Annotated in this window: 6 protein-coding genes and 1 pseudogene; 6 read left to right on the top strand and 1 reads right to left on the bottom strand. The window is 47.4% G+C overall.

All coding sequences use genetic code 11. From position 1 onward, the window contains the following. Nucleotides 1-22 precede the first annotated feature (22 nt). From A3EU_RS0121395 to A3EU_RS0121370, 6 genes are all read left to right on the top strand, one after another. The gene (locus tag A3EU_RS0121395; protein WP_169433386.1) at nucleotides 23-2,452 is read left to right on the top strand and encodes a M1 family metallopeptidase; all 2,430 of its coding nucleotides are present in this window, start codon (nucleotides 23-25) and stop codon (nucleotides 2,450-2,452) included. A 78-nt stretch (nucleotides 2,453-2,530) separates the two neighbouring features. After that, nucleotides 2,531-3,226 (top strand): TIGR04282 family arsenosugar biosynthesis glycosyltransferase, encoded by a 696-nt coding sequence (locus tag A3EU_RS0121390; protein ID WP_156825855.1) that lies wholly within the window; start codon nucleotides 2,531-2,533, stop codon nucleotides 3,224-3,226. A 178-nt stretch (nucleotides 3,227-3,404) separates the two neighbouring features. Next, complete coding sequence (locus A3EU_RS0121385) at nucleotides 3,405-6,620, top strand: SusC/RagA family TonB-linked outer membrane protein (RefSeq protein WP_020538244.1); 3,216 nt, start codon at nucleotides 3,405-3,407, stop codon at nucleotides 6,618-6,620. Between the two features lie 41 nt (nucleotides 6,621-6,661). Further along, nucleotides 6,662-8,113, top strand: coding sequence for a SusD/RagB family nutrient-binding outer membrane lipoprotein (locus A3EU_RS0121380; RefSeq protein ID WP_020538243.1), 1,452 nt, complete (start codon nucleotides 6,662-6,664; stop codon nucleotides 8,111-8,113). A 142-nt stretch (nucleotides 8,114-8,255) separates the two neighbouring features. Beyond that, nucleotides 8,256-9,605 carry a sodium:solute symporter family transporter gene (locus tag A3EU_RS0121375; protein WP_020538242.1) on the top strand — a complete coding sequence of 450 codons (1,350 nt, stop codon included), beginning with the start codon at nucleotides 8,256-8,258 and terminating at the stop codon, nucleotides 9,603-9,605. A 337-nt stretch (nucleotides 9,606-9,942) separates the two neighbouring features. Then, nucleotides 9,943-10,791, top strand: coding sequence for a metallophosphoesterase family protein (locus A3EU_RS0121370; RefSeq protein WP_020538241.1), 849 nt, complete (start codon nucleotides 9,943-9,945; stop codon nucleotides 10,789-10,791). 592 nt (nucleotides 10,792-11,383) lie between these two features. Here the strand turns inward: A3EU_RS0121370 and A3EU_RS34620 are convergent. Beyond that, nucleotides 11,384-11,626 (bottom strand): annotated as a pseudogene (locus A3EU_RS34620) (hypothetical protein); the annotation flags it as partial.

Below are 11,626 nucleotides of genomic sequence, written 5' to 3'. Positions count from 1 at the left end.
AGTTAGTAAAATCATGTCAGCTATGCGATATTCCTTTGCCTTAATTCTCTTGCTCTCCTTTTGCTGCGCTCTCGTTTTATCGGCTCAGCCGGAAACAGAGGTACAAGGTTGCCATTTTACAAAAAAGCAGTTCCCGCTCAGAACACTCACTCCTGAAGACGAGCAATTACTTTTGGCATCACAAGGCCGCAGTGATAGTATTGATCTCCTCAACTATACCATTGACCTGGAAGTAATTGATTTCAGTGGCCGAAAAATTAAAGGTAGCTGCACCATTGATTTTGTACTCCTGGAAGAAAATACTGCCGAGATGGTGCTGGATCTATTGCAACTCACCATTGATTCCATCCAAATCAATGGTGTTACTACAACTTATGATTATGATGGTGATTTGATTACCATTCCTTTCCCGGACGGCTTCGATACAGAAGCAATGCACGCAGTGAGGGTTTATTATCGTGGTACACCTACGGTGGCTAACTCCAACTTTGGGGGTTTGGCTTTCTCAGGAGGTATTGCCTACAACCTGGGCATTGGCCTTGGAGAAAACCCTTACAACTTTGGACGCAGCTGGTTTCCATGTTTTGACAACTTCGTTGAGCGAGCTACTTTTGACTTAAACATTATCTCTGCCAATGGTCGCCAAGCTTTTTGTAGTGGCCATTTTCAAGAGCAGGTTGAGTTGGAAGATGATCAAATCCGTCGTTCCTACCGGATAGACCAGCCCATGACTACTTACTTGGTGGGTATTGCAGTTTCTGATTTCACGACCATCGAATCTTCTCATACTGGTCTTTATGGAGAATACCCTATCCAGTTAGTAGCTAATCCTGGTGACCTGGGAAGCATGGACGATTCCTTTGAATACCTCGGCGATGCAATTGATGCTTTTGAAAGTTGGTACGGTCCTTACATTTGGGGACGGGTAGGCTTTGTACTCACGCCCGTTGGCGCAATGGAGCATGTACACAACATTGCGTTCCCACGTGCTACAGGCATTAGCGGACCTGTATTTGGCATGAACCGATTGATGGCTCACGAGTTGGCTCATCAATGGTGGGGCAACGTCACCACGCTAAGCTCCCCTGCAAACATGTGGATCAAGGAAGGCAATGCAGAATACGGTGCACACCTATTCACCGAGTACGCCTTTGGTCATGACGCCTTTATTGACCAAGTGAAAGACAATCACCTTCTGGTGCTTAAGACTGCCCATCTTGATGATGATGGATTTCAACCGCTTTCAGGCATCCCCTACGAACAGACCTACGGCACACACACCTATAATAAAGGTGCTTCGATGATTCATAATATGCGAACTTACCTGGGAGATAGCCTTTTCCGGGTTGCACAAAGTGCCGTTTTACAGGATTTTGCTTTTTCAGCAGTAGATGCAGAACAATACCGCGATCACCTTAGCCTGGTCAGTGGTGTAGATATGACCTCTTTCTTCCAGGATTGGATTTTCAGCCCTGGGTTTTCTAATTTTGAGCTAGAGACACTAGACATTACGGGGTCAGGTGAAGAATACATTGTAGACCTAGGTGTGCAACAACGATTGCGTGGCGCTACTCAGCTGCATACCAATGTGCCCTTGTCGGTAACTTTCTTTGACGAAAACTGGCAAGAACTCACCCAATACTTCATGGCTTCGGAGGAGTTTAGTACTGCCAGCTTCACGATTCCTTTTGAACCTTTGATGACCGTTATCAACCACGATCACGGATTGAATATGGGTCGATTTAATCGTACCTATCAATTAACGGAAACAGGTAACCTGAATACGGCGGGAACAGAATTTTTCTCTTTGACTGTTGATGCTATTACAGATGCAGCACTCCTCAATATTGTTCATCACTGGACAGCACCCGATGAAGCAGCTGATCCGGAGCTGATCGTTATGTCTAATACACACTACTGGTCGGTACAAGGGATTTTGCCCGATGATCTATCCATGCGAGCAATTATTCGCTACAATGGTGGAGCCAATGACCTCGATTATGATCTGGTACAAGCCGGTAATGAAACCGTCCGCCTCATGTATCGTCCAACGCCGGATACCGAATGGGAAGAGTATCCGTATACAGACCTCAGTCCTTTCGGCTCTGGAGGGTTGGCCCGGTTAGATCCGTTCCTACCTGGTGATTATGCTTTTGCTAACGTCTACGGTGATGTCGCAACCACTAATATTATGGAAGCGGCGGAAGTAACTTTGTCGCCAAACCCTAGCGATCAAATGGCTCGTATTCAGGTAGACTATCCAGATGCTCAGCAAGATTATCAGCTACAGCTTTTCAACATGAACGGACAGTTATTGGAGCAAGCCAATTACCCGACTACTCCTCACTTGACAGTAGATTGGCCAACAGCAGATTTGCCCAATGGTACGTATATACTAAACATCAGCAATGGAAAAGGATTTCGAGCTATAGAGTTGGTCGTACAGCGGTAGTATACCTATAAATTTTGTCCTAAATAAGACGATTGCAATCGCTAATTGTTGGTATCATTGCGTATTGATATAGCTCTAATGGGACAAAAGCGAACTGCAATATTACTTTTTAGTCGTAGCCCTCAAGAAGAGGCTGCTACTAAAAAATTCACCTTCCGGCGTAGTCAGGAGGTGGTTCGGCTTTTATTGCGGCACAGTTTGCGGCAAGCTCGCAAAACACACCTTCCTCTTTTTACCTGTTACAGCCCTCAGCAACGCGGCAACAGCTTTGGTGAGCGCCTCGCTAATGCTTTGGAGGATGTTTTCACCAAAGGTTATGACAATGTACTGGTCATTGGTAATGATAGTCCAGGACTAAGCAGGGCATTGTTATTAAAAGCCAACAAAGCATTACTTGACGGGCAATTGGTCTTGGGGCCAGCACTCGATGGCGGCGTATACCTCATTGGGATCAACAGTGCCACTTATGACCGCCAGCAATTTCTGAACTTACACTGGGAGACACCGAACCTCCAAGCCTCTTGGCAACATTACATCTCCCAAAAGAACATAGCCGTTACTCGCCTTTGTGGATTAACGGATATCGATACAGCAATTGACCTTTGGAAGTTTCTTCGCCATTACCGAACAGGATTTATTGGCCGACAGCTGAGTGCTTGTTTACACAGAAGTACTTCTTTTATTGCCGAATTAAAGGCAAATACGATTCCTTTACTATCGTTAATTACCTTTCCACAATACCGTGGGCCTCCCGTTCTTGACCAGGAACAATGATCTCTATTCATTGATTTTTCTTCTTTTCCTTCCTAACTCCCCGGAGGCAGTATGCGCATTCGTCGTACTGCTATATGGTCGTAGTTTACCAGGAAATTATTCTCTTTAATTACACAATGGGGACTGCCTTGCCAGACAGTATTACTGCTATCCCTTCTATTGTATTCAATATTTTTATATGAAAACCTTTTACACACTAAGCCTGCTGCTCTTCCTGGGCATCGGGTTACAAGCCCAAGGCTTGAAAGTCTACGGAACAATCACTGATCTGGAAACTGGCGAAACACTCACCGGAGTGAGTATACAGGAAAAAGGCGCCGTGCGCGGCACCACCACTGATATTGACGGTAAATACGAACTGACGATTAGTAACCCCGAAGTAGTACTGGTCTTTACCTACGTAGGCTACAAAGCCAGCGAAGTACCCACTATGGGAGTCGGTGAATATTCGGTAAAACTCTCCTCCAGTACGACCTTGCTCAATGAGGTCGTGATAACTGCCCTCGGGTTAGAGCGTTCTTCGCGCGACCTTGGTTACGCGGTTCAGCGCATTGACGGCACCGACATCTCTGATGTAAAATCACCCAATTTTGTAGACAATCTGGCTGCGCAAGTGGCCGGAGTTACCGTCAGCCAGGGCGCTACCGGCGTAGGATCTACTTCTAAGGTTACGATTCGGGGTGAAGCTTCCTTTACCAATAACAATCCGCTCTTCGTAGTCGATGGTATTCCGATCAATAACAATTCGATTGTCAATTTCACGAATGATGCTGCGGCCGGTTTTCAGGAAGTAGACTTTGGCAATGGTGCCATGGAAATCAATGCAGACGACGTAGCTTCTGTATCGGTTCTTAAAGGGCCTAGTGCTGCGGCATTATATGGCACGCGCGCGGCCAATGGCGTCATCATCGTAACCACCAAAAACGGGACAGAGAGCACCGGTTTAGGGATTAGTTTCAATTCTACCACTTTCGTGGAAACGGCTTTCCAGCTACCGGAATTTCAAAACAGTTACGGCCAGGGAAATTCTGGTCAATTTGCCTATGTTGATGGCCTGGGTGGTGGTATTAATGACAACATTAGTTACAGCTGGGGCCCACGGCTCGATGCCGGCGTGCTAACCCCACAGTTTGACAGCCCCGTCACTACCCTTGATGGGCAGGTGGTACGCGGAGGAGATGTAGCCGTACATGGTGGCGCTCCCATTACGCCTACCCTACTTTCCTCTCAACCTGACAACTTGAAAAACTTCTACGAAACCGGAACGACCACCATCAACAATCTGGCAATCGGTGCGGGAAATGAGCGTGGCAATTATCGGTTATCTTTTACGGATATGCGTAGTAATTCGATTATCCCTGGTGTCAACCTGGATCGGCAAACAATCGCTGCTAAGTTGGGTTTTCGCCCTACGGAGCGTTTGCGCATCAACTCTTCGATCAGTTACATCAATTCAAGTAGCGACAACCGCCCAGCAAACGGTTACGGCTCTGAAAATATCAATTATTCGCTGGTCGCCTGGGGGCCGCGTTCGCTTAATATTGATAACCTGAGAGATTATTGGCAACCGGGCTTAGAGGGTATTCAACAGTACAACTTTAATTACACCTTCTTTGACAACCCTTATTTCATTCTCCAGGAAAACCGTAATTCTTTCCAGCGAGATCGCGTATTTGGCAACCTCTCCGCAGCGTATGATTTTGGCGAAAAGTGGGAACTTATCTTCCGCACCGGCATGGATTATTCCAATGAAGACCGTCGCTTTTTGCGAAATTTCAGCTCTAACCGTTTCCGCAACGGGGCTTACGCCGAACACGATGTCTTTTACAGAGAGAACAACACCGATCTTTTGCTCAATTTCAGCGATCAGCTCAACGATTTTTCTATTGATATCTCTGCGGGAGCAAATCGCCTTGATCAAGTGGCTCAAACCTCGCAGTCTCAAGCCCTCAGTTTGGCGCAGCCAGGCATTTTCAAGTTGACCAATGCCGCTTCTCCCATTGAAGTATTCGACTTCAGTTCTCGCAAGCGAATTAACAGTGTTTATGGCATTGCCAAGTTGGGTTATAAGAACTTCCTTTTTGTAGATATTACCGGACGCAACGATTGGTCTAGCGCTTTAGCAACGCCAAGTTCTACCGATAATACTTCGTTTTTCTACCCATCTGTTTCGAGCAGCTTGGTGCTTTCCAACTTGATTAAACTGCCAAAGATGGTTTCTTTTGCCAAGCTGCGTGCAAGTTGGGCACAAGTAGGTAACGATACCGGCCCTTATCAAACGACGGGGGCCTTTGTAGCGCAGACGCCCTTCAATGCGCAACCTACGTTTAGTGCGCAGACACTTATTGCCAACGGCAGCTTATTGCCGGAAGAAACCAGCTCTGTAGAGTTCGGCGCAGATTTACGCTTCAAGGACGACCGCATTCGTCTGGATGTCACGTACTACGATGCTCGCACCAATAACCAGATCATCGCACTACCCGTACCCATTTCGTCAGGCTTTAGCGAGCAAGTTGTGNATGGCGGCGAAGTGCGTTCTCGCGGCCTGGAAGTAATTTTGGGTTTAACCCCCATCTACAAAACAGATTTCCGCTGGGATGCCCAGGTCAACTTTAGTACCAACCGGGCGACGGTAGAGGAACTACCTTCTGGCATTGATCGCCTGACACTGGCTTATTCTCGGGTATACGACAATGTCAACCAAACGGTCTGGTTTCAAGTAGACGAAGGAGGCCGAATCGGCGATATGTACGGTACGGGCTACTTGCGTAATGATAATGGCGACTTTATCATTGATGATAACGGCCGTTATATTGTCGATAACAACCTGCAACTTTTGGGCAATTACAACCCTGATTTTGTTCTTGGCTTCAGCAATCGTTTCACCTATAAAAACTGGAACCTTGGTTTGCTATTAGATTGGCGACAGGGAGGAGTACTTGTTTCCCGCACCCAAGCGCTGGCAGGTGTAGCCGGACAATTACTAGAAACCGAAAATCGTCCTGATGAAGGGATCATCGCCGCTGGTGTTGTGAATACAGGTAGTGAGGAGAACCCCGTTTACAGTCCTAACATGAAGGCGGTAAGCGCAGAAAGTTATTATCGTCAGTTTTATGACCGTAACCACGAAGAGAACAATACTTACGATGCTTCTTATCTCAAAATCCGGGAATTTAGTTTAGGATACACCTTCAAAAACAAGGGAGCTTTTCTGCGGGAAGGGCGCTCACTCAAGCTGTCATTGATTGGTCGTAACCTTTACGCCTTCTCAGCTATCCCACATTTTGACCCCGAGCAGTTGGCCGTGCAAGGTTCACAGTTTGTGAGTGGTGTAGAAGACATGTCTTATGCCACCACTCGCAGTTGGGGACTAAAAATAGGCCTCAATTTTTAGAGACAGGAGCATCAATTACTTAAGACTTTAACATCCATAAGATGAAAAATATAAAATACCTCTTCCTTTTAGGTTTTCTGATCAGCCTGATGGCTTGTACGGAAGGTTTTGAGGAAATCAATACCAATCCAAACGCACCTATCGAGGTGCAACCTAGTTTATTGCTTCGCCAGGTGATTTATGATTACGGAGACGAAATGTCTTACGAAGGCTTTGTGGCCGGCAACTTGCTGGGGCAATACTTCACAGAAATTGACTTCAATTTATTTGATCGTCATAGTCTTACGGAACCACAGGTTGGGGGCAACCCTTGGCCGGTGCTCTACACCAACTTGCGCGACAACGAGTTGATTCTGGAGCAGGTTAAAACCAACGCCGCCCTAGCTGTTTACGAAGGCCCTGCGCTCATCATGAAAGCGTATCTGACGATGGCGCTTACCGATATTTTTGGCGATGTGCCTTATAGCGAAGCGCTAAAAGGAGCAGAAGGAGAAGTAAGCCCAGCTTATGATGCGCAAGAGGCTATCTACACTGCACCGGCAGGTATTTTAGCTAACCTAGAGGCAGGTGTAACTGCATTGGAGAATTATCAAGGGAGCATTCCTCTGGCAGGCGACATTCTCTTTGATGGCGACCTGTCGGGCTGGGTACGTTTTGCTAATTCATTGCAGATCAAAGCCCTGATGCGCATTGCCGACCGGCAGGATGTCGGTGCTGACTTACAGGCCCTCTACGATGCAGGAAACTACCTCAGCACCAACGAGCAAAATGCGACTTTTGACTTCACTGACGGGCAACCCAACAACTTCCGGATGGCTAATTTACGGGCAGGAGATTTCAACCTTTTCATCATGTCTGAAACCATACAGGAAATATTGACGATGTTGGAAGACCCTCGTCAAGCGGTGTGGTTTCGCCCCATCGGCAATGATCCCGGACAGACGCAGTATCAAGGACTCCTCAACGGCCCCGACGCCTCCCAAACGTCGATTTCAGTCGCTGATTACTCGCTTACAGGCACCATCTTCCGGGAAAACACCGGTGATCTTGACGCCAATTTCCTGACGGCCTGGGAGACTCACTTCTTCCTTGCCGAAGCTGCCGAACGCGGCTTGATCAATGCTGATGCACAAGCCTTGTATGAGCTAGGCGTAACACAAGCTTTTGAATATTGGCAAACGGATTTACCTGCGGATTACTTGAGCACAGGCGCAGCAGCTTACGGAAATAACGGTGCCAATAAGATCGAGCAAATCATCACCCAAAAGTGGTTGGCGAACATCATCAACGGCTATGAAGGCTGGATTGAATACCGCCGCACGGGCTTTCCTGCATTGAAGACCATTGCAGCGAGCTTGAATAACGACCTGATCCCCGTACGGATGCCTTACCCCACCGAGGAGGCCGCCCTAAATGCAGCGAATTTCACCACTGCCGCAGCTACTACGAACGACAATAGCATCAATAGTCGGGTATGGTGGGATAAGGATTAATGTGCGGGGTGCGGTAATGTGTGGAGTGCGAGGTGCGGAGTGCGAAGCGTGAATGTATGATCGCGTTGGTACGATTGGGTGCGACGCACACCGTACTACGCACCACCGCACCATAGAATACTATATCACAAAATTTTAAACCATGGAACCCATCCACTGGCAGTGGCTTTTGATTACCGGTTTTGGCCTGGCTTTTTTGTTTGCCGCTCCGCTCTCACGGACAGTGGCCAGCTTTTTTAGTGCAGCGGCTGGTGATGGCCGCCAACCTGGGGTTTTCCTGCTCACCAGCAGCTTGGTGATTTCCTGGATTTTTGCTAAGTCGATTACCAATGCGGCTAACCTTGGACTGTCTTTTGGCATCGTGGGGGGAGTGGCTTATGCGGCCTATTATTTGTCTTTTATTGTCGCGGGAATCGTTATTTATCAACTCCGCGTAAAGGGAGGTTTTGGGAGTATTCACGATTTTTTGGCCAGCCGGTTTGGGCACGCTGCCGTCATTGTCTTTTCGCTGTTGGTGGGATTTCGCTTGTACAACGAGGTCTGGTCCAACACCATGGTCATTGGCAGCTACTTTGGAGAGGCGGGGAGTACCAATTATTACTGGTCAATCCTCGTCTTTACAGCACTCACGCTAGCTTATACCCTCAAGGGAGGGTTGCGCAGTTCGCTCCTCACCGATGCTATTCAGATGGTGTTATTTGGGGTATTGTTGTTCATCGTACTAGGGCTTATTTTGCCCAATACAGAAGGGGGCGTGACCACCTATTTACAATCGGGCGAATGGCGCCTTGCTGACGGTGTAAACCTGCTCTTGGTGGCCTTTATACAAGTATTTAGCTACCCTTTTCACGATTCGGTGATGACGGACCGGGGCTTTATCAGTGACCCTGCTACTACCCGCAAGAGTTTCTTCCTGGCGGCTGTTGTTGGCTTTTTCTGTATACTCCTTTTTAGCTTTGTGGGCATTTACGCACAAACCAAGGGGCTCAATGGACAAGCCGCTGTAGAAGTGAGTAAAATTATGGGTGTAGGTGCCATGCTGGTAATGAATTTTATCATGATCACCTCGGCAGCTTCGACCTTAGATTCGGCTTTTGCTTCTGCCTCTAAGTTGTTTGTGATAGATTTGGGCAAACCCGAAAACCAGACCGTTAGCCGTGGGCGATGGGTGATGGTGCTTTTTGCGGTAGCGGGTACGCTGCCCATCTTTTTCAATCCGGAAATTCTGTCTGCTACGACGGTGAGTGGGACGATGGTGCTGGGCTTGGCACCGGTGTTTATATTTTGGAAACTGCGGGCGGGGCCATGGTCATTCCATTTAGCTGTAGGGGCTGGCATTATCGCAGGACTAGTCCTTGCTTTTGGTCTGTTTCCTAACGAATGGGTCTGGTTTCCTGGAAAATATGGCGACTTGTTGACGGTAAATATACTCGGCACAATAGCTTGTCTTATCTTGTTCTTTGTTCCATTTATTGCGCAAAAAACAAATTGAGCATTCTCTGAGGTTTTTCCAATAGCTAGCACGCTTGAAATGAAGCGCTTAGCTAACTATTGAAAAAACGAATGCTCCATTTGCTTTTGTGCTGTTCTTTTATTGCGCAAAAAACAAATTGAGCGTTCTCTGAGGTTTTTCCAATAGCTAGCACGCTTGAAATGAATTGCTTAGCAAGCTATTGAAAAAACGAACGCTCAATGTATTTTTGTGCTGTTCTCTTATTGCGCAAAAAACAAATTGAGCGTTCGCTTCGCGGCTACTTCGTGGTCTCTGAGGTTTTTCCAATAGATAGCACGCTTTAAGTGAAGCGCTTAGCTAACTATTGAAAAAACGAATGCTCCATTTATTTAAAAAAATAGCGACAGTGCAGATTAAAAATATAGGTGTTTTACGTGGAAAGGTGCTTGTGTTTGGAGGCGTGTATAGCAATTTACAAGCCCTGGAAAAAATGATGGCCATTGCCAACGATCTTGGTATTGCTCCTGGCAATATTATCTGCACAGGTGATATTGTTGGCTACTGTGCGGAACCGGAAGCCGTTGTTCAAAAGATAAAAGCGTGGGGCATTCACTGTATTGCGGGCAACGTAGAGCTCCAATTACGCGATGGCGAAGAAGATTGTGGCTGCGATTTTAATGAAGACAGCCGCTGTGATATATTCTCTCGACAGTGGTATCCGTTTGCACAATCGGTCTTGAGTGCTGATGCTATTCAGTGGATGCACCAACTTCCCCATCATTTGGAATTTCAATACGCGGGGCTAAAGGGCCGAGTGGTACATGGTTCGACGACCGAGGTATCTGGTTATATTTTTGCTTCGACCCCCTGGGCAGAGAAAGCTAAGCACTTAAACCTAGCAGATGCCGATTTTATCTTTGGTGGCCACTGTGGCTTGCCGTTTAGTGAAAAAAATGAAGATAAATATTGGTTGAACCCCGGCGTCATCGGAATGCCCGCCAATGATGGCACTACCCGCGTATGGTATATGCTACTAGACGATGCCAATGGCTTTAATTTTGAGCACCATAGCTTTGAATATGATCATGCCACGGCTGCTGCACAGATGCGAGCACATAAACTGCCTGCCGCCTACGCGCTGACCCTGGAAACAGGGCTTTGGGACAACTGCGAGATTCTTCCGGATGAGGAAACGGCGATCCAGGGGCAACGTATTTCTTTTTAGCGAGGAGCTTCCGTAAAACTTCTGGGCAGCTGGTTACGCCTCTCGGCTTACCACCGCGCTATTCGCTCTCATGCAGTGCTGCGCATTGCATACCGCTGCTATCGCTGCTGCTGCTCATCCCTGCGCTGTGCTTCAGGCTACCGCCTTGCGCACCTGTAGGCGACTTTTGTAAAAATCAGTGAGCGTATTCTGAAGAAGATACCGGGACTGGGGTCGTTGGTGAATATGATTAAGGAAAAATAGGCGTTTATTCTTGCGGTCAGCCTCTGTCGGGTTGGGCTGGCCTCCAGCGGGACAGATTTGGTGCGGCTAGTAGCATAGTTGCCATTATATACTCCGGGCTATAGCAGCTTTGGGCGAATAGGAGTTGTTTTAAATCCTGGGCTTTTTTAGGTTTCGCGGGCTTTAGTCCGCACGGTTGTGTCTTTTTTAATGCGGACTAAAGCCCGCGAAACCTAGTGCGTAGACCATGGGCCGAAGCGCGCAAGGCGGTAGCCTGGAGCACGCCGCACGGAGGAGGAGGACAAAGGTGCTATGTTAAAAACCAAGCTCGAAGCGAAGTTTTTCGTAAGTTTATGTGTAAGAAAGCCGTTTAGCTTGCTAAACGAGCTACTGTAGGCGAGCCATTGTGTTCGCCTACCTCATTTTGGGTACTTTGATGATGCACATTGACATCATACATCTGCCCCGATTGATGAATAGCGAAAACTACCAAGAGTAGTTTGCGCTGTACAGCCATTAGGGCTTTATTTGCATTCTTATGCTTAGCGAAATGACGTTGATAAGCTTCACGGAAAACACCTGCCTGTCTAATCGCACCTAGTGCAGGCATGTA

The sequence above is a fragment of the Lewinella cohaerens DSM 23179 genome (assembly GCF_000379805.1).
Lineage (GTDB): Bacteria > Bacteroidota > Bacteroidia > Chitinophagales > Saprospiraceae > Lewinella > Lewinella cohaerens.
The sequence above is the reverse complement of the archived record's forward strand: the minus strand, read 5'-3'. Positions and strand labels throughout refer to the sequence as shown.